At 44.5% G+C, this 19,932-nt stretch carries 17 protein-coding genes; 1 reads left to right on the top strand and 16 read right to left on the bottom strand.

Annotated features, from left to right (window positions below; genetic code table 11):
- A partial coding sequence (locus ISALK_RS15150) for a Tm-1-like ATP-binding domain-containing protein (protein WP_236660369.1) occupies nucleotides 1–220 on the top strand: 220 nt, incomplete at its 5' end.
- 375 nt (nucleotides 221–595) lie between these two features.
- On the opposite strand, the gene ISALK_RS12460 is transcribed toward ISALK_RS15150, so the two are convergent.
- The 16 genes from ISALK_RS12460 to ISALK_RS12385 form a co-directional block, all read right to left on the bottom strand.
- The gene (locus ISALK_RS12460; RefSeq protein ID WP_160722800.1) at nucleotides 596–1,111 is read right to left on the bottom strand and encodes an ECF transporter S component; all 516 of its coding nucleotides are present in this window, start codon (nucleotides 1,109–1,111) and stop codon (nucleotides 596–598) included.
- 55 nt (nucleotides 1,112–1,166) lie between these two features.
- On the bottom strand, nucleotides 1,167–2,639 hold the full coding sequence (locus tag ISALK_RS12455; RefSeq protein ID WP_160722798.1) for a 4Fe-4S dicluster domain-containing protein: 1,473 nt from the start codon (nucleotides 2,637–2,639) through the stop codon (nucleotides 1,167–1,169).
- Between the two features lie 22 nt (nucleotides 2,640–2,661).
- Complete coding sequence (locus tag ISALK_RS12450) at nucleotides 2,662–2,895, bottom strand: (2Fe-2S) ferredoxin domain-containing protein (protein WP_160722796.1); 234 nt, start codon at nucleotides 2,893–2,895, stop codon at nucleotides 2,662–2,664.
- A gap of 15 nt (nucleotides 2,896–2,910) precedes the next feature.
- Complete coding sequence (locus ISALK_RS12445) at nucleotides 2,911–4,083, bottom strand: SpoIIE family protein phosphatase (protein WP_160722794.1); 1,173 nt, start codon at nucleotides 4,081–4,083, stop codon at nucleotides 2,911–2,913.
- Nucleotides 4,083–5,798, bottom strand: a complete 1,716-nt coding sequence (locus ISALK_RS12440) for a [Fe-Fe] hydrogenase large subunit C-terminal domain-containing protein (protein WP_160722792.1) — start codon at nucleotides 5,796–5,798, stop codon at nucleotides 4,083–4,085. The genes ISALK_RS12445 and ISALK_RS12440 overlap by 1 nt, the downstream gene beginning before the upstream one ends.
- 207 nt (nucleotides 5,799–6,005) lie before the next feature.
- Nucleotides 6,006–6,548, bottom strand: a complete 543-nt coding sequence (locus ISALK_RS12435; protein WP_160722790.1) for a tetratricopeptide repeat protein — start codon at nucleotides 6,546–6,548, stop codon at nucleotides 6,006–6,008.
- Between the two features lie 128 nt (nucleotides 6,549–6,676).
- Nucleotides 6,677–9,754, bottom strand: coding sequence for an efflux RND transporter permease subunit (locus ISALK_RS12430; RefSeq protein ID WP_160722788.1), 3,078 nt, complete (start codon nucleotides 9,752–9,754; stop codon nucleotides 6,677–6,679).
- On the bottom strand, nucleotides 9,751–11,043 hold the full coding sequence (locus ISALK_RS12425; protein ID WP_160722786.1) for an efflux RND transporter periplasmic adaptor subunit: 1,293 nt from the start codon (nucleotides 11,041–11,043) through the stop codon (nucleotides 9,751–9,753). The genes ISALK_RS12430 and ISALK_RS12425 overlap by 4 nt, the downstream gene beginning before the upstream one ends.
- A gap of 23 nt (nucleotides 11,044–11,066) precedes the next feature.
- On the bottom strand, nucleotides 11,067–11,789 hold the full coding sequence (locus ISALK_RS12420; RefSeq protein WP_160722784.1) for an ABC transporter ATP-binding protein: 723 nt from the start codon (nucleotides 11,787–11,789) through the stop codon (nucleotides 11,067–11,069).
- Nucleotides 11,790–11,792: 3 nt separating this feature from the next.
- The gene (locus ISALK_RS12415; protein WP_160722782.1) at nucleotides 11,793–13,238 is read right to left on the bottom strand and encodes an ABC transporter permease; all 1,446 of its coding nucleotides are present in this window, start codon (nucleotides 13,236–13,238) and stop codon (nucleotides 11,793–11,795) included.
- Between the two features lie 397 nt (nucleotides 13,239–13,635).
- Nucleotides 13,636–14,706 carry a sulfate/molybdate ABC transporter ATP-binding protein gene (locus ISALK_RS12410; protein ID WP_160722780.1) on the bottom strand — a complete coding sequence of 357 codons (1,071 nt, stop codon included), beginning with the start codon at nucleotides 14,704–14,706 and terminating at the stop codon, nucleotides 13,636–13,638.
- Complete coding sequence (gene modB / locus ISALK_RS12405) at nucleotides 14,703–15,392, bottom strand: molybdate ABC transporter permease subunit (protein ID WP_371723970.1); 690 nt, start codon at nucleotides 15,390–15,392, stop codon at nucleotides 14,703–14,705. The genes ISALK_RS12410 and modB overlap by 4 nt, the downstream gene beginning before the upstream one ends.
- A complete protein-coding gene (gene modA, locus ISALK_RS12400; protein ID WP_160722778.1) occupies nucleotides 15,389–16,192 on the bottom strand; it encodes a molybdate ABC transporter substrate-binding protein in 804 nt (267 codons plus the stop codon). Before modA ends, modB begins: the two co-directional genes overlap by 4 nt.
- Before the next feature lie 92 nt (nucleotides 16,193–16,284).
- Entirely contained in the window at nucleotides 16,285–16,965 is a 681-nt protein-coding gene (locus ISALK_RS12395) for a Crp/Fnr family transcriptional regulator (RefSeq protein WP_160722776.1), read from the bottom strand.
- Between the two features lie 39 nt (nucleotides 16,966–17,004).
- Entirely contained in the window at nucleotides 17,005–18,063 is a 1,059-nt protein-coding gene (locus ISALK_RS12390) for an aromatic acid exporter family protein (protein WP_160722774.1), read from the bottom strand.
- Nucleotides 18,064–18,186: 123 nt separating this feature from the next.
- A complete protein-coding gene (locus ISALK_RS12385) occupies nucleotides 18,187–19,821 on the bottom strand; it encodes a methyl-accepting chemotaxis protein (protein WP_160722772.1) in 1,635 nt (544 codons plus the stop codon).
- Between the last annotated feature and the right edge of the window lie 111 nt (nucleotides 19,822–19,932).

Genomic DNA, 19,932 nt, shown 5'->3' with positions numbered 1-19,932 from the left:
CTTTATTTTCATATATAATTATAACATAAAAGTAAAGGGGATTAAAAAGAATCCTGGAAAATTTTCCATTTTTATTCATACCACACACAGCGCATTACAAAAGAAGCCCCTCATTTCCGCAACAATGTTTGTGGTTACCACTCCCTGTGAGGATACCGCTGGAGAATATGTACAGATAGTCTACACTGACTTCATCAAACAAACTCACGGTTCCTTTTAAGACCGATGAACCGGCAACACTTTTTATCGATTCTTATAAAACTGCATTACCACTAACCCAAGGATCAGCACAATTACAATCAAGGCAACATTCTCCAGGAAGCCGTATTGTCCCTGGTAACCCTCCGGTGCCCTTAAATTATTGTAGATCCCGAACTATGCTCAGGTCATGAGGACCGCAAATATGGCGTTCTTTGTATCAACAAATCAATCAACCGAAGCATACAATAAGATAACCGCCTGCGGGATTTAGAAAGATCCCGCAGGCGGTTATTTTAGTTGAGTGAAAGTTGAGTGAAAGTTGAGTGAAATAGGTTTGGATGACAAAAAGTCCGTCCCCCTGTCACCCCTGTCACCCCTGTCAACTTTTAAATTTTTAACCCTTATGAGGGATTTTCTTATAAAGAAGTAAGGCAAACCCTCCTCCGATCAAGGCCGTATACAACTGAGGAAACATAAAAGCCGTCGTAATCATCGACGGCACCTGTGGTAAGAAAAGCGGTACAACAAATTGAATTCCCAAAGTCATAACCCCAAATTTTCCCAGGGCGGAAATCACCACGGCCACATAGCCATTAATACGTTGAGTTCTATCAAACAACAAGACATAAGTCGTATTTCCCAGGATCACCAAGGGCACCACCGGAAACAAGGGCATAATTCCAAGTATGTAAGCCAACATGGGAGTCATAAACCCTATCATCATGGCACCTTGCTTTCCCACCATCAAAACCGACAAAATTAAGGTCATATTCACTAGAGGACCAACCACCGGCTGCATAAACCGGGCGAAAAATATTTGAAAAACCAAAGCCATCCCCAGAAGTAGTCCTGTTTGTGCCACTTGTAGTTCCCTTTTCTTTTGATGCATAACCGCATTTCCCGGATTCATAATATCAGCTCCTATCCATTTTTTTTATATTACCTTTGAAAGCTTCCCGCATCCCTTACTCTAAATTTATCGAATGATCTCGATGGTACTCTATGGACTGAAGATCAAAAGCCCTTAAGGATTGCTCCTGATCAGGTTCCAAGGCCAACTCTCCGTATTTATCCACCGCCTTTTTATCTTTAGGTCCATGACTTAGAGATGCTGCGCCCCCAATGCATCCCCCTTTACAGGCCATCCCTTCAATAAAGTTATGCTCCAGTCTCCCAAACTTAAGCTTCTTCAATGCTTTATCACATTCAGCGATCCCGTCACAAGTGATGGGACGGAAAGGATTTTCTGCCGGATCTTTTTCCAAAAGCTTGCCCAGGGCCTTGGTCAATCCTCCGGAACGGGCAAATATTCTACCGTAAAAGGATGCATTATCCAGTAGTCTCTCCTCTAGCTGATCCAGGACAATGTCCTGGGAATCCAACATGGCTGCCAACTCTTCAAAGGTCAAGGCATAGTGTGTGGCTCCTTTTAAATCCTCTTTTTGAATTTCTTCTTTTTTTGCGGTGCAAGGTCCTATAAATACCACTTTCCCCTCGGGGTCCAAGGATTTAATCAATCTTGAAATCGCAATCATTGGAGATACCAATGTGGAAAGATGTTTTTTAAGCTCCGGATAGACCTTGTATACATGTTCTACAAAAGCAGGACAACAGGAGTTGGTCATGGTTTCAATTGTTCCAATTACCTTTCGGTATTCCTTGGCCTCTTCCAAGGCCACCATATCCGCCCCGAGGGCTACTTCAATAACATCATGGAATCCAAGTTTTTTGATCCCGGCCATCACTTGTCCGATGGAAGCATAGGTGAACTGGGAAGAAATAGATGGTGCAATAATCGCATAGACCTTCACTTTCGATTCCTTGGAATCTTTCAGGGTTTTGATCACATCATTAATCGATGATTTGTCCATAATCGCCCCGAAGGGACATTGATAAACACAAGCCCCGCAACGAATACACTTTTCTTCGTCGATCACTGCTTTTTTTTGTTCATCAATACGGAGGGCTCCCACTTCACAAGCTCTGCGACAGGGTCTCATAACATCGGCGACGGCATTATAGGGACAAATTTCTTTGCATTTTCCGCATTCGATACACTTTTCCTGATCGATCACCGCTTTTGAACCGATAATGCTGATGGCATCTGTGGGACAGGCTCCGGTACACCTGTGGGCAAGACATCCTCGGCAAGCCTCCGTAATAATAAAGCGATTGATCGTGCACTCATCACAGGCTTCATCAATTACTTCGATGATATTAGGATTCTCTTTATCACCGCCTAATGCCATACGAATTCGATCCATCGTAATCACCCGTTCCTTATGAATACAACACCGAATTCTTGGAGCAGGCCCCGGGTCTGTACGATAGGGGATCAACGGGATTGCCCCTTCCAAATTCCCCTGAAAAGCTGCCCGGGATACTTCTTTTAGAACTTCATACTTCATCTCCTGCACGTGATTTTCAAATTTTCTCATGTTTATGCACCTCACCTTAGCACTAAAGTAGTTTTTCTAAAAAAGCCTCCACTTCCTTTTCCGTTAATGAAACCACCGCGCCTTCATCTACTTTTACCGACACCGCATTTGTACAGTTCCCTAAACAAAAGGCCGCTTTTATGATAAAATAATCTTCTAACTTTTTTTCTTCAACAATCTTTTGCAGACGGTTTACAACTTGATAAGCTCCTTTTAAATGACAGGCACTTCCCACACAAACATGAATCGTTTTCATATTCTTCACCCTTTCCTAATAATAGTGTATCTTAACTTTCTTTCCCAAGGCTTCTAATTGACTTTTTAATTGATCGATCATCCGAAGCTTTATGCTTAAATCCTTTGGTAAATCAGGATTTTGATGGGCGGGATTAATGGCTTTTCCCACATAAAAATTCAAATGGGTACTGTCTTCTAGAAATACCCGGGTTAATAACTCTGCCCCGTTTATTTGCTCTTTGTTTTTTTTAGGGGGCATTAATTCCCTTTTTATTCGATAGTCTTCAATATTTTCTACGACGTGGCTTAGGGTAATCACCCCTTCCGTGACAAAGTCGATCCCTGAAATCTTCCCTCTCGGCGGAATCGAATCCGTTCCGGTCTCAAAGAGGACCTCTACTTCCCTTTGTAATTCCCGACTGACAATGTTAGCTGCAGTCCCTCCACAAACCACTTTTTTTCCTCTCCCTTTCATAAAAGCCTCTACAATTTTCGGATCCTGCTCGGGAGCTTCCGGAGGGCCGGAAAAAACATCCAAGGTTTCAGGTTTTCTTGCTCTTAAGCTGACTACCGTAGTGTCGTCCCCCGGTTTTTGTTCATAAAGATAGGCACAGGTACTCATTAATTTATTGGCAATTCCCTTAGCGGTTTTTTCCATTGCCGACTGCCTTATTAAATACTCCTCCACATTGGACCACTGCCATCCGAGATTGAGCACTCCCCCTACCCCTGCATGAATGACACCGTCACTGACTAAGGTTACCATATCGCCCTCTTTTAATTGAAAAATACTTTCCAGAATTTTCTTTCCATGAATAAACTTCTCTTTTTTTTTCAATTCATAACTTTTGTTGTTTCGCACCATAAATACCGGAGGATTATCATATTCAATGAGGTGAACCTTTCCTGTTTTCGATATTTTCATAATAATAAAAGTGGAGTAAGCAAGTTTTCGAATATTGCATACCGGCAGGGTTTTTGCGATGGTTTCAATGGTCTCATCAATACTGGCCCCTTCCTTTAGCATGGTTCCTGCAATTTTTGTGGTCATTGTTGCTAAGATATTGGCTTTCACACCACTGCCCAATCCATCAGCCAAAACAATGATGGTGCTGTCCTCAGCTTCCACAACTTCTACTTTATCTCCACAGAGCTCTTCTTGCATTTTATTCAAACTGTCATAAGCGAAGTCGTAAAATAATTCCATCACCGCTCTCCTCCCTCTCCAAGAACAATCTCTTTTAATTTGCTCAAGGTAACCTTGGTTTCCGCTGTGGTCTCTCCTAAAAGACTGGCTATTTCCTGGGCTACTCTCATTTGTTTATCAATAACGTTTTGTGCCGCGTGAATGGTCTCTCCCTTAACCCTTTCCAGCTCTTCTTTATTTTTCTCCGCCGATGTTACATCGGTCATAATAGCCATTAAAACCCCTTCATCTTCCAAGTAAATAATATTTGCAATCAGAATTACCCCGTATTGGGGATATTCAACTTTTTTACCAATGGTGTTTACCTTTGTTTCCATCACTTCACGAAACAAGTCCTCGGCAATCACTTTGCTAATGGGCTGATCCTTCATTTGATCACTGGCTACCTGAAATATTCGTTCTGAGGAGGGATTGAATTCTTTGACCTGATAATTAAAATCCACCATGAAAATGGCATTTGGACTATGATCAAAAATTACATTTTTCAAACTCTCCGCCTTTGCCCGCATAAAAGGCAAACACATATTCACTCGAGAGGTCCCCCGTAAAATTGATTCCCCATGGGCCCTACAGGTCCCATACCCACAGGCATCACAGTTAATTTCATCCTCTTTTTTGTTTTTCCCCATACTCCCTAGTACCCCTTCCACTTCTTCTCTGGAATAGCTGGGTATTTCCACGCTTTGATCATATATCAACTTCGTAAGCTCATAGGGGGCTAGTTTGTTGAGGGGGTCCCTCCTTTTACCCTCTTTTACTTTCTTTTCCTCAAGGTATTGCTTCGAGCGTTTGCGCCGAATATAATAACTGATGTCATCCTTGGGCATTCCCGTTCCATTGGTACAGCCCCGTTCACAGGAAGCCACCTCTAAAAATACTCCTTCAAGATCCCCTGCAAGCAAGCATTCTAAAATCTCCTTGCTTTTTTCCACACCGCTAACCAACATTTTCTCAAAGCGATCCGCACCGGCTCTTTCAAGGTTGATTTTATAGGGAATCATACTTCCTTTCATGGAACCTTCTTTATCAAAGCTTGTGCTCGTTAAAGATTGGAGTTCAATCCCCTCTTCTTCCAGCCACTCTTTCAATTCAACAAAAGTGATCACCGTATCCACAGCGCCCCGATTTTGCATTTCTCGAGCTTCCGCTTTTTTTGCCAGGCAAGGGCCGATATATACCACGTGACTGTCCTTACCATATTCTTTTTTTAAGAGTTTCCCATGGGACATCATGGGAGAAATAATGGGAATCATATTCTCCCGCAGTTTCGGATAGTATTTTTCAATTAAATAATTAGTGGAGGGACAGGTCGTTGCTATTAGATTCTTTTTTTCGGTCGTTGCTAAATACTTTTCATAAGCCTCGATCACAAGGTCGCCACCCACAGAAGTTTCTTCCACTCGGTCCACTCCCAGTTTTTTAAGGGCCGTAACCATCTGTCCCACTTCGTCAATCTCGAAAGCTCCGGAAAAGGAAGGGGATAGGCTGACGATTACTTTTTTCGATGAACTGATCGCCTGCTTTGCCTCTGAAACCTTATCGATGATATACAGTGCCTCCTGCTCACAGGTAACGTAACATTCTCCACAGGATATGCAACGCTTCTGATCGATTTCTGCACTTGTTTCAAAAATAGAAATTGCCTTTGGAGAACATACCCGAATGCATTTATAACAATGGTTGCAATGCTCCTTCGCGTAATTAATAAACTTCATATTCCCACCTCCATAGTCATCATTTTGTTATTTTTTTAACGATATATTCTATTATAACGCATCCCCTTTTACTTTCCAATTCCCTTGTAAATATTTCCTTTATAGAAAATATTCAGAAATCTGTATGGATCAAATAAACCAAAGGGGACGGAGGTATTCGGTAGATGATCTACCGAATACCTCCGTCCCCTTTGGTTCACCTTTGGTTTACCTTATGAAAATCAGGGCGATGAGTATCGCGATTACCACAATAATCATCACTTTTTCTTTGGAAAAGTATTGTTTCCTTTCAGAAGAAGCCGGTTTTTTATTCTTCCGCTTCTCCATGTATCTTCGTTTATAATCCTTCTTGAACTTCTTGGAACGGTCATAGTCCCCTTTCTTTTTATAAAGGGCACTTAAATTGTAATAGGGTGTGTCATAGGAGGGATCCTTGGATATGGCCTGTTTATAATAGTTCTCTGCGGCGTCCGGATGGCCGGTTTCCAAATAGATATTTCCCAGGTTCACAATCACGGTTAAGTCCTCGGGACGATGATCCAGGGCTAGGAGAAAATATTCCTCCGCCTTTTCGTATTCCTTCTTTTTGGCATGGATAATGCCTTTGTTTTTAAGCCATGTGGGGTCATTTTCTGCACGACTCAACTTTTGATCGATGATCGCTTCCGCCTCATCCAGTTTCTTGAGATCGATCAGGCCTTTGACTTCTTCCTCCCCCATTTCTTGGGCGTTCTTGTTTTTTTCATCCATGGATACTCCCCCAGTAGTAAAGGATTGAACTGTCTTGGCCAAAAATCCTGTTACTGCAATTATAGTATGCAACCTTGAAAAAGTAAAGCGGAGGACGGAAGACCCAGTTTTTTAGCCCTTTCGGAAAATCAACCCGGGCTTCCTTTTTGAAAAAACCGTAGATTTTTCAAGTCATCCAAGAGGCTATACATCACCGGTACCAGCACTAAGGTTAGTACCGTGGACGCGATTAATCCCCCAATAACCACCGTGGCCAGGGGCGCCCGGACTTCGCTCCCCTCTCCCATGGCCATAGCCATGGGAAGCATGCCTAAAATCGTGGTTAAACTGGTCATTAAAATCGGTCGGAGTCTGGTCACCCCGGCGGTTAACAAGGCCTCTTTACGCTCCATCTTTTGTTGATGGTAGAGCTGATTGGTGTAATCCACCATGACAATCCCGTTGTTTACCACAATGCCCGCCAGCATAATCACACCGACGAAGGCAATAATGCTCAGACTCCGATTGGTAATCAATAGGGCGGCTATAATCCCGATAAAGGTCTGAGGCAGGGTAAACATAATGATCAGGGGATATACCAGAGATTCAAACTGGATCGCCATGGTCATAAACACCAGGACAATGCCCAGAATTAACGCCAGGCGCAGTCCGGAAAAGGAATCCACCATGGCCTCATAGGCCCCGCCGTATTCAATATAGTACCCCTCGGGGATGTCCATTTCCTCTAGGGTGTATTGAATATCCTCCATGGCATCGGATAAATCCCGGTCCACCAATTGAGAGGTTACATATCCCACCCGCATTTCATTCTCCCGCTGAATGCTCCTGGGGGCGGTGTTCACTTCAAAATCCGCCAACTCCCGCAGGGGTACGGAGTAGCCTAAGGGGCTGGGAATATAAAGGTTTTCCACCCCGGGGATATCGATGTCATGATGGTAATCCATGACCATATCCACCATGTATTCCTGGCCCTCCTCCCGAAAGATGGTAACGGTTTCCTCCGTCATGGCAAGATTAATGTACTGTCCGATTTGGTAGGTGGTCAGTCCATGGCTTTGGGCTCTTTTATGATCAATGTCCACACTTACCTGAGGGATTTCTTCATCAAAGGAGGTGTTCAGTTCCCGAATACCCTCCACCTCTTGAATTTCTTCCCGGATGGCATCCGTAATTTCTTCTAATACTTCCGTTTCTTCCCCCCGTACAATGATCTCCACATCGTCACCGATCCCCCCGGAGATATCCATGACCGATACTTCCCTATCCACCCCGGGCCTTTCGGGAATTTCCCGTCGGATTTTTTCACTGATCTCAAAGGCTGATGCCTCCCGTTGATTCAGATCCACTAAGCTGATGTCGATTCTGCCGCCGCTGCTTCCCAACAGCTCCGAACTACTGCCCGAGCCCACCTGGGTAAGGATGTACTCGATGTCCTCAAATTCTTCCAAATACCCTTCCACCCGTTTTACTTCCCCTTCCTTTTCTTCAAAACTTACCCCCGGTGGGAATTCAAAGGCAAGGGATATCACCCCGGCGTCCATGGCGGGGAGGAACTCAAAGCCTACAAAGGAGTATAAAAAGACACTGAAAATCATCAGCACCAAAAATATGGCAATCACCGTCTTTCGATGACTTAAGGCCGTTTGAAGGGTTTTTTTGTAACCGCCCCGCAACCGGTCCATGGCTTGATCCATTTTGGTTGAAAACTTATTTTTCTTCTTCAGATCCGTCCCTTCCGGGATTACCTTTACGGTTAGTACGGGCATCACGGCAATGGCCACGATTAGAGAGGCAAACAGGGCAAAGGTTACGGTCCATGCCAGAGGGGTAAAGATGATCCCGGCTACCCCCTCCACAAAGATTACCGGCAAAAAGGCCACCACGCTGGTGATCGTTGAGGCGGTTATGGCTCCCGCCACCTCCTTGCTTCCCCGCTCCGCCGCCAGGGAGGAAGCCATTCCCTGCTCCCGTTTGGAGAAAATATTTTCCAGTATCACCACCGCATTATCCACCATCATGCCCACACCCAGGGCCAAGCCTCCCAGAGTAATGAAATTCAGAGAATCCCCCCGGAGATAAATCAGAGCAAAGGTCCCCACCACGGAGATGGGAATGGCAATACCCACAATGATGGTGGCTCTGAAATTCCCCAGGAACACCCATAAGACCAGCATGGCCAGGAAGGCTCCCACAATGGCCACCTCAATTAATCCGTTAATGGAGTCTTCAATGAACTCGCTTTGATCAATCACCACTTGAAATTCCATATCCTCGGATAACTGCTCCTCTAACACCGCCAACTCTTCATGGATGCGGTTGGCCACCTCTACGGTATTGGCATCGCTTTGCTTTTGGATCCCTAAGGAAATGGTTTCCTCTCCATCAATGGTGGTTACGGGATGCTGTACTTTATTGCCGTCCACCACATAGGCAATGTCCCCTAACGTTATAGGGGTTCCCGAGGCATCACTGCCCACAAAAACCGATTCGATTTCCCTAAGTTCCTCGAATTGCCCGGAAACTTCCAGGGCATACTCCCGATCCCCATCGGTGAGGACCCCTCCGGAAACATCGATGTTTGACGCCTGGGTTGCCTGCATCACGGATTCCAGGGACAGTTCATGCTCCTCTAGTTTATAAGGATCCAAATACAGGCGGATATCCCGTTCTTCGCCCCCATCCACATCCACCACGGCAACCCCGTCGATCCTTTCTAACTGGCCCTTTACCACTCCCTCCGCCACCTCCGTAAGGGCTTGTTGGTCCCCTTCACCGCTCATGGCAATTTGCACGATGGGTAGCATATCCGGGTCCAATTGCATCACCATGGGGGAGGAAACATCTCCGGGGAGCATCCCTCGAACAATGTCTGCCCGCTCCCTGGCTTCTAGGGAGGCGAACTGCATATCCGTTCCCCAGTTAAAATTCAGCAGAATAACCCCCTGGCCCTGCATGGAATAGGATTTGATCTCATTCAGTCCGTCCAGGGTGGAAAGCCCCTCTTCCATGGGCCGGGTCAGCATATTTTCAACCTCTTGAGGTCCCGCCCCCTGGTAGTCCATCATCATTAAGAGCACCGGCAGTTCCATATCGGGATACAAATCCACAGGAAGCAGGGTAAAAGAGATCATTCCCAGTAAAATCACCATACAAACAATCATCAAAATCCCCGCCGGTCGTTTGATTCCTAAGGAAGATAAATTCATTCTTCTTCACCCTCCTTAGCCACTTCCACTTCCATCCCCTCTTTTAGATCCGAAGGTCCGGCAACTACCACTTGGGCTCCCTCTTTCAGTCCGTCGACCTGCACCATTCCCTTCTCGGATATCCCCGGGGTTACGGATTTTTGCTTTAACTTTTGCTCCTCATCGACTACATACACAAATTCTTCCTCCCCTTCGGAATAGAGGGCGTATCGGGGTACCGCCAACACCTCCTTTGCCCGGGCCGTGGCCAGTTCAATTTCAGCACTCATCCCGATTCGTTGGGCCTCGATTTCTTCGCTTACCACCAGTTTTACCGGGTAAAACCGGCCCCCCTCTTCGGGAATCATCCCTACTTCTGTAACCTGAGCCTCCCTCTTCTCATCGGAGATCGCGGGAATTACCACTTCCGCCAAATCCCCTTCGGAAATCCTCATCAGGTATTGTTCGGAAATCCCGGTGCTTAACTGCATTTTTCCCTCCCCGGCCAGAACCACGGAAGGCGTGACGGGATTTGCCATATCCCCTTCGGTGATGCGAACTTTTAGCACTTCCCCATCGGTGGGGGCTGTAATATAGGTTTTTTCATACTCCTCTTTGGCCCGCTCCAGGATTCTTTTTGACCATTTTATTTGTTCTTCGTAAAAGGATTCCTGGACTTTGGTTCGATCCCCCCCTTCAATGGATTCCACCAAGTCCTCGGCACTTTCTCTTTTTCTCTCGGCCAACTCCACCCTTTTTTCATATTTTGTCAACTCATAGGCTTTTAGCTCTTCGACTTCATAGGCTTCCCGGGCCTCTTTTAAGGCTTCTTTTTGTTCCTGTTCATGGGCCTTCGCCTCTTCTAAGTGTTCTGTCGCCATGGTTAGGGACCAGGTATCCTCCTGTCGGGACTGGGCCAGATTTCCCCGGGCACTGGCTAAGCCGCTTTCCGCCTCCATAATGGCGGATTCCTGTTTTGAGCTGTCCAGTCGAAACAACAGATCCCCCTGTTTTACCTGATCCCCCTCCTGCACGTGAATCTCTTCTACGGTCCCCAGGGTTTTCGGTGTGATTCTCCAGTCATTCTCCGGCACGAAAAACCCCATGGTATGAAACACCTCCTTCAAGTCTTGGGCCGCAACTTCCTGGACCTCTACTAAGGGCAGGGTTTCTTCCTCTTTTACTTGAACCCTATCCTCCTCGGCGTTCACTAAAGTAATCATGATCACCATGGTTAGGAGACAAAGGAAACCGGTTATCATATAAACCGTCGGTTTTTTTGGTAAAGACGCATTTTTTAAAAACTTCATAAGTAAAACCTCCGTAATGTTTGTTATTCTTTAGCATGTTTATGGAGCGTGTTTTCATTCATATACTCTAACCGTCGATTTTTCAGTAAATATTGAACATCCGCTTCATTGGCTACTTTTCGATCATGGGTCACCATAATCACACATTTTCCTTTTCTTCTTGCCATTTTTTTAAAGATCCGAAGCACTTCCTTGGCGGTTTCATCATCTAAATTCCCTGTGGGTTCATCGGCTAAGATCAGATCCTTCCCCCCGACTAAGGCCCTTGCTATGGCCACCCGTTGTTGTTGTCCTCCCGAAAGCTTTAGTACCGGCCGCATTGCCTGCTCTTTTCTTAGGCCCACTTCTTCCAACAATCCTAACGCCGCTTTTTCATTTTTCTCTAACTTCATAATCCCCATAGCTACATAAATATTTTCCAGGGCCGTCATATAATGAATCAGATTGAAGTTTTGAAAGACGATGGCCATATTCTCTTTACGGTACTTTTGCGGGCTGATCTTTTGAATATCCTTTCCCTTGTATTTAACGCTCCCCTCATCGGTGCTTTCCAGCCCTCCGCTAAGGGCCAACAACGTGGACTTCCCCTCCCCGGAGGAGCCCAGCAGGGCATAGAATTTCCCTTGCTGAAAGGTCATATTGAAATCCTTGAGAATCACCACTTTTTCTCCTTTTTCTTCATATCCGAAGGAAACATTCTCAAAGGACAGTAGGCTTTTTTCACTTGGCTTCTCTACAGTAATCATGTGCTAATCCCCCCTGCTTAATATGGATTTCGGGCTATGACGCATGACATTACTCACCGGCAGTAATACTGCCAAAATCATTAAACTGAAACTCATGCCCGTAATTTTACCCTTTTCATATAACCCGGTGCCTATTTCCAGCTCTTCAATAGGTTGTATCTCTTCCGGATCCACCCCGGCCCCTTTGCTCGACAGCCCGATCAGGCGACTTTCCAGCATTTCTCCAAGGGTAGCCTCCCCTTCCCCTTCCGCTAATTGGCGATCCATCAGCCGGTTTCCGAGACTCTCCGAGGCGAAGCCGCCGATCAGAAAGGCAAAAATCAAGGCCACGGCAGCAATCATCAGCATTTCGCTCAGATATTGATAAATAATGTTTTTCTTGCTTTCTCCCATAGAGAGCAGCACCGCGGTTTCATAATTCCGTTCCTTCACCCAAAGCATCAGGACCAAGGACAAAATTGCCAGTCCCCCGATCATCGTGACCAGGATCATTTTCCTTGCAAGGGAGCTTACCTCTTCCACCGGCTCCACCATATAGCGGTATGCCCGGTCATTGGCATCCAGTCTAAAGCTTTCCCAGTCCAGGGGATATTCTTTGGCCTCTTCCAGAAATGTCTGGATATTTTCCGGGGCATCCATGTAATATACCACCCGGTCCGTTCCCAGGGAGGGTAGGACAATATGACTCCCCCCCACCGTAATCTCATTTTCCCTTAAATCCAGAGCCATGGCATAGGGGGTGTAAATCCGGTTTTCCGATCGTATAAGAGAAAGTTGCAGACCATAGCCTCCCATGCGTTCCGATAGTCGACTGCCTTCGGCTTGATAGATCCCTACAATCTCCAAATCCAATTCCCTTCCCTGATCCGCACTTTCCACTTTCAAATAGTCCCCGATACCAAGGTGATTCTTATCTGCCAAGGATTTTTCCATGAGCACCACTTCCCGTCCTTGATCCTCAAGGGTAAGATGACGACCTTCGATAATTTCCACATGATCGGCATCCAACAGGCCGGAAAGCCCGGAATTATGCAAACCCACCACGGCTACGTTCGGTGGAGTTATGGGCGTTCCACTAAAATCCAAGGCCCGCTCCAGATTCGAAGTGCCACCAATGGTTTCAATGTTTACCCCGTTTCCATAGGCATAGGCGATGGCATTGTAATCCACCACGTTTTCCTGCTCCGCCAATAAGGCGGCTTCATGACTTTCGATCACCTTCGGCGCAAAGTCTTTTTCTTCATCCAGTACCGCATCCTGAAAATTGTAGCTTAAGGATACTTGTCCGCCTAAGGTTTCCCGTGCCAATACCCGGGCATCCTCCGCAGCGTAAAGGATGCTCATTCCCATAACCATTAAACTTAAAATCATTCCCATAATAATCAGCATGGTGATGTTTCGACTCTTTCTTCTCTTTAATGAAAGGATCCCTCGATTAAAAAAGTTCATTTTAACCCCTCCCCCAATGATAGTTGATTAATCTTTATAAGACTGCACCAATAGAACAGCTTATCCTGTATTTCAAGAGCCTAACATCCTTTAATGAACTTACTATGAACTTTTCACTTTTTTTCCGGAATTTTTAAATCTGCACACAAAAAAGATGAGAAGATCTTTGATTTTCTCATCTTTTTTGGGCTTATTTTATTGGGATCGGCTGTCAATCGCTTTTGTTATACCGGGAAGCTTCGTATCCTGAGTTCATGTGCTCCCTTTTATTTGGCAATCCAGGAAAAGGCGTATTCCATAAGTCACCGGGACGTTTGGTTTCTTAGCTAATACCACTACTACATGGCAAACAAAACGTCCTCTTGGCTTTAAACGTCCCCTTGGCTTTTTGGCTTCTTCACTCCTTTAGAAACCGGATTCCCTCTTTGGGAATCCGAATTCTAAAAGGTTGGGGTTTGTTTTTTATATTTTCCCACTCTTCCTTGGAAAGCTCCCACTCCAGGTGATCATCCTTCGAATGGGCCGGTGGACGTTTCAAGGTAAGATAACAGAGAACTCTTCTTGGACCTTCTTCATAGGTATTGATCCAGGCAGAAAAGATGTTGGCATTTTCCGGAGAATCCTCTGCCAAGTAAATTTTTTCTGAAGCTATGGTTATAAAAGTTTCCTGTTTGGCCGGAATGTTTTCCACCTGCAACTCAATATCCCACTCCAGGGCTTTGATAACATAGGAGGAAAGGGTTTGAAACTTGGAAAAACTTCGATACCCTGTCAGTTTTGCCACAGAAAGGGTGGGAGGATAGTGATGCAGGGTTTCTCTTGATCCGTAGGCCTCTACCCTTCCCTTGGATAAAACCAGGAGTTTTGGACAGATCCTATAGGCTTCCTCCATGTTGTGGCTGACAAAAAGGGTGGCTCCCTGATATCCCTTTAAGGCCTCCATTAATTCCTTAATCAAGGTGGTCTTTAAGTAGTCATCCAAGGCGGAGAAGGGCTCGTCTAAAAGAAGCGCCTCGGGCTTTCCGATGATTCCCCGGGCCAGGGCCACCCGTTGTTGCTGTCCACCGGAAAGTTGGGCGGGATAGCGGTTTTTTAGCCCCTTAAGTGCCATCAGTCGTAATACTTCTTCGAGTCGATCCTTTCTCTTTTCCTCTTTTACGTTGGTCAGTGGAAAAAGAATGTTCTCTGCCACGGTCATATGAGGAAAGAGCGCATAGTTTTGGAAAAGGTAGCTGACCCTTCTTTTCCGGCTGGGAAGGTTGATCCCTTTTTCGGAATCAAAGAGTACCCGGTTATTTAAAACAATTTGTCCTTCATCAGGGGTTTCAATCCCTGCGATTAATTGTAGGGTAATGGATTTTCCAGAGCCCGAGGCCCCCAGCAAACCCGTGGTCTCTCCGTCGGTTTCAAAAGCCACCTCCAGGGTAAAGTCTCCTATTCGTTTTTTAATATCCACCACTAGTTTCATCTACCCGCTGCCCCCTTAGTAAATCGATTTCTTTGATAATTGTTCCAAAGATTCATCATAAACATTACAACAACCGTCAACAGAGTAATTAGTAACACCCAAACAATTGCCCGGTCCATCTGCCCGCCTTCCACCGCAAAAAAAATCGCCATGGGAATGGTCTGGGTCTTCCCTGGAATATTTCCCGCAAACATCAATGTCGCTCCAAACTCACCCAACGCCCGGGTAAAGGCAAGCACCGTTCCCGCAGCAATCCCCGGCCAGGCAATGGGCACCATCACCTTCCAAAAAATCCGCCACTCGGAAGCCCCTAAAGTACGGGCAGCGAAAAACAGATTCGGATCCACCTGCTCGAAGGCCCCTTTTGTCGTTTTATACATCAAGGGAAATGAGACCACCACTGCGGCAATGACCGTGGCCCACCAGGAAAACACAATTTGGATCCCGATGGAGTGAAGCACCTGACCGAACCCGCTGTTCCGTCCGAAAATCAACAGCAAAAACACCCCCAAAACCGTAGGCGGCAGCACCATCGGCAAGGTAAACAGACTGTCCACCATCCCCTTAAATCGTTTCAGGTAAAAGGTAACGTACCAGGCTGCAATCAGCCCCAACAAAAAAGTGATGATCGTAGAAGCACCGGCGGTTCGCAGGGAAATCCAAAGGGGAGAAAAATCGTTAATCACTGTACCACGTCCTGTCTGTCAGTATTTACGGTAAATCCGTAGGATTCAAAAATTTCTTTTGCTTCCTCTCCCAATAAAAAATCCATCAAAATACGGGCTTCTTCGATGTTCTCTGTATTTTTTAAGATCCCAAGAGGATAGCGAATGGCAGAATGACTGTCGGGATGGGCCGGCATCACGTTTCTTATATTCTCAGAGGAAAGGGCATCGGTTTCAAACACCAAACCCGCATCCACATTGCCGCTTTCCACCCAGGTAAGCACTTGTCTAACATCTTTTCCAAAGATCATCGATTCCTTTATTTCCTCATACACACCGTAGTCCATCAAACTTTCTCTTGCATAGGCACCGGCGGGCACACTGTCAGGCTCCCCGATAGCCACCCGCTGTATCTTTTCTGTTAACAGATCCTCAAAATCCTGAACAAGATCCTGCCCCTTCGGTGTAATGAGCATCAGTCGATTTTCCAGCGGATATACTAATAAATCATCCTCCACCAAATTTTCTTCCTTCAAACCCTCCATATGTTCCAGAGAAGCAAAGAAAAACAAGTCCACCTCCGCCCCTTGTAGAATTTGTTGTTTAAGAGACCCTGAACTTCCGTAATTGATTCTTATCTCAAAGTCAGGATCTGTCTCATAAAAGGCGTCTTCCACTTCCGCTATCACCGGGGTTAGACTTCCCGCCACGGAAAGAGTGATTACCCTATTATCTTCAGTCCCGGTAGAATCACAAGCGACTAGGATCATTACAGCGAGAAACATAACTATCATTAAGAATTTTTGAGTGTTTTGTATCATTGTGGTATCCCTCTCTTTCCTTCATTTGTTTACATTAATTGTACTATACATATAAAAAAAAGTATGTTGCCGCAACAACATACTTCATGCTTTTAACTATCTTCCTTTAGGGTGAACTTATTTTTATGATAGGAAATCAAACCTTCTTTTTCCATTTTACTAAGCTCCGCACATAAACTGCTTCTGTTAATATTAAGGTACTGGGCCAGCTGTTCCCGATCAAAAGGTATGGTAAATGAATTTTCTCCGGTCTTTCCCGAAACAAAGCGCAGGTACATCAACACCCGTTTTCTTAAAGACCGCTGGGTCAACAGTTCGATTTTATACATCCGTCTCATATTTTCATTGGCCAATAGGGTAATCAATTGATCCTTAATGTAGCTATGAACTTTAGGTAAAAGATCTTCTTCGGATACCATCTTCCCATAGGGAAAGCTTAAGAGCGTTACCTCCGAAAGACATCTCATCCGAACCGGACTTCTTTTACTAGGGGTTGAGGCGACTTCAAACCCTATGATATTGGGAGGAACCAGGATTTGTTGTAAGCTTACCTTACCGTCGGGGTCCAATCTTTTACTAACCATTCTCCCGCTGCAAATAAGCCCGATATAATCAACCTGATCCCCTTCATCAAAGATCACTTCATTTTTCTCATATGAGCGGGTTTCCGGTTGTACTTTTGCCAATATCCTCTCACAATCGGATACCGAAAGATCTTTAAAAATAAAAGCCTTCGACATTTGTCTTAAAATTTCTTCTCTCGTTACAAACAAGGTACATTCACTCCATTTAGCTCTTTTTCCATCCCGAGCTTATCCCTTAGTAGTCTTAGTATATTGATTCATCAGTTCTTTAGAATCATATCCTTCTTGCATTTCTCGAGGTTTTTCCTTTTGATTTTCCTGATAAAATTCCATTTTAATCCGTATGAAATTTTCTAAATGGTGAAGAAATACGAAAAGGTGTGCCCGGTCTTCAAAACACTTACGGGTTTCGGGCAGGGGCAGCTGCCGGTAGTATTCCTTAACATCTTCCAGCTTTTTCATAGCCTCCACGCCGTCATTATCAGTGTGGATCTCCTTGGACAAATCCATACAGATTTTACTTAAGGCATCGGCAAACATCTGAGTCATGATTTTTTTCTTTAGGCTGGTCCGCATGGCTTCCAAGGTTCTGAATTGTTTTTTTCTCATGAGCATGTACTGCACATAGTAATGCTCCGAACTGAGATAACGATTATCAATATATCGATAGGAAAGCCGCAGACCTTCTTTGATATTTTTGATCAAACTTTTCATCCGTTCATCCATATCTTGTCCAATGGGACAGGCATTTCTTAAGCTGTATCCGAATATTTCCAGCATGATTCTTAAATCCTCTTCAATTACCTGCTGTTTTCTAATAATTTCCTTTTCCCGATAAGGTATATGCATATTCATTAAAAGACCCGTGGTCAGTCCAATGATCACCAGCCCCAATTGATTTAACATAATCGGGGTGGTTACCTCTCCAAAGCCCAGCAGCTGAGTAGCTAATACCATATTAATAATAAAACCCGACTCCAAATCGAATTTTTTCGCCACGGGAAGAAAGACTACCACAATGATGCCGATGACATAGATTTCATAACCTAAAAGTGCAAATAACAGTCCGGATAAAAACAGTCCTAGAATAGCGGAAATAAATCTTCTGACGGCCACTTTCAATGTTTTACGTTTCGTATCCAGAATGGATAAAATACCGAAAATCCCTGCGGTGGAAGCATGCTCCAGTCCTAAAAATGTAGCAAGATAAATAGCAAAAATAATGGCAAAACCGGATTTTAATACTCTTAAACCGACTCTCTCTTTAATCGAATTCATCAACTTCATAATTCCCAACCTCCTGCCTTTTCATTCCTTGCTATTATACCCCTTTTCCTAGGGAAATTAAAGGGGTAATAGCTTCGGTCAGGTCCCCGTTTCTTTGGTAGCAGTTATGTTGGCTGTTATCTTTTAGTTCAGTCCTTTGAAGTTCAACAGATCTTTAATATTCACCCCCACTTGAATGATGCCCGGTTTATTCTTCTTGGAAACTCCTGCAAATTTAAAGTATTCCCCGTCAATATCCCGTTTTTGTATCTTCTGAACCACTTCTTTGTCGGGATTTTCAAGAATTTGATAAAACTCATAGGCCTGAGATGCGGGATCGTTATCGATGGTAAAGTTAATTCCCTTAGGATTATTACAATACTTTGTAACCCCGCTTTCATTCATAATATAAAACTCCGAGATGTTTGTCTCTTTGGAAAGCTTTATTAAGTAATCGTTGGTAATCAATCCTTGGGCTTCCATTTCCGAAACTTTACCCGCGACCTTCAACAATTCTTTATCCACTTGATTTTCCATGGTTTCGGTAAAATCTGAAAATCGATTGGACACCTCTAGAATCTCCTTGGCATGATGGATGTTTTTCTTTTCGTTATCCACTTGATCTTCAATTTTCCCTTTCATTTCCCACATCATTTTCTCTAAGCTACCGGTAAACTCCGCATTGCTGTTGACATTAGTCGTAAGACTTTCAATCGCTGTATTCTGCTCTTCCATGCTGTAAGATATCCGGTTAATATGATCGGATATTTCTTCCATGGACTTTTGAATGGTTGAGAGTTCTTTCGTGGCTCCTTCACTTTGGGTTTTTATCGCAACCGACTGTTTTGCACAGGTAAAGGCTCCCTGTTGTAATTTCTTAAAGCTCCCTTGTATTTGATCTAAATGCTCTCCGATCCGTACAGAGGTCTCATCACTTTCCTCCGCAAGTTTTTTAACCTCCTGGGCCACCACGGCAAAACCTTTTCCTGCACTGCCGCTTCTTGCAGCTTCAATAGAGGCATTTAAAGATAGAAGGTTTGTTTGTTCAGAAATCCCTTTGATTTCCTGGCTCATTTCTCCAATCAAAACCAGCAGTTTTTCAAGATTATCCACTTCTTCAGTGGTTTTCCCCATCAAAGATTCGATCCCCGTTGCTTCATGCAAGGTATGATCAATGCCCTGGGTGTTTTTCAATATTTTTTGTTTGGATTCCTCGGTTAATTCCTTAAATGTCCTGGTGTTTTCTAAGGTCTCAATATTCGTTCCTAACAGCTCTTGAGAAATCGATGCATTTTCTTCGGCCTCATTCGCACTTTTATGTAAGTCCTGGTTAATCCTTTCAATATTTTGATAAATGCCTTCCATAGCTTCAAGATTGATGGATGCCACATCCTTTAACTGTCCGGAAAAACTCTTAAGCTGGACTTCCGAAAGTAAGACCTGATAGAGTAAACTTTTCATTGTTTCTTCCAGATTCGGAATCGCTTCTCGAAGCTCTTTTGCAAAGGAATCCTCTTTTTTTATTCTTGTGGAATCCGACAAAAAATTCCCTTCACTGTAGCCTTTAAGAATTTCCGTAACTTCCTGCAATTCTTTATTCCTTCTTCTATCCATGAAGGCATTGTAACCGATGAGAATCACGGCGTTGCCCCCGAAAAACATCAATCCCTGTAAAATGAGGGGCAGGGCCTCACCTACCATGTTATACATAAAAAAATTAACCCCCGCGGCTACTATAATAAAGATCAGTAATATAAAGCTTTTCTTTTTGATTGTCATCCACTCCTTTATGTACTGTTTCATAAGCTATTTTTCATCGTCTTATCTTTTTCATCCTACTAAAACAAGCTAATTTCATTATGAGGCAATAGGAAGCTTCAGGTTCCACCC

Source organism: Isachenkonia alkalipeptolytica, assembly GCF_009910325.1.
In the GTDB taxonomy this organism is placed as follows: Bacteria; Bacillota; Clostridia; order Peptostreptococcales; family T1SED10-28; genus Isachenkonia; species Isachenkonia alkalipeptolytica.
This window is presented reverse-complemented; position numbering and strand designations above follow the sequence as displayed.